This is a genomic window from Corallococcus sp. AB038B, assembly GCF_003668955.1.
GTDB lineage: Bacteria > Myxococcota > Myxococcia > Myxococcales > Myxococcaceae > Corallococcus > Corallococcus exiguus.
The window spans coordinates 1-378 of record NZ_RAWO01000466.1 but is presented as its reverse complement, the minus strand read 5'-3'; the positions used below and the strand labels follow the sequence as shown (position 1 = coordinate 378).

1 pseudogene is annotated in these 378 nt (G+C 68.0%); it reads right to left on the bottom strand.

Features of this window, described 5'->3' with window-relative positions:
• A pseudogene (locus D7Y04_RS43905) lies at positions 1 to 378 on the bottom strand (alpha-1,4-glucan--maltose-1-phosphate maltosyltransferase); the annotation flags it as partial.

Genomic DNA, 378 nt, shown 5'->3' with positions numbered 1-378 from the left:
GGCGCGTACGGATCCAGACTCACCGCGACCAGCACGGTGCTGGTGCCGTCCGGGGTGCGCTTTCCGTAGAAGAGGACCCGCTCGTTGTCGGACTCGAAGAAGCGCAAGCTGTCGTAGGTGTGCAGCGCGGGCTGCGTCAGGCGCGCGTTGTTGAGCCGCGCAATCCAGTCCCGGATGTTGCCCGGCCGGTCCGCGTCCCACGCGACGAGCTGGTACTTCTCCGAGTCCAGGTACTCCTCCTTGCCAGGCAGCGGGCGGCCCTCGCACAGCTCGAAGCCGCAATACATCCCGTAGACCGAGGAGAGCGTCGCGGCAAGCGCCGCGCGCAACCGGAACGCACCGGGCCCCGCGTTCTGCAACAGCTCCGGCAAGATGTCC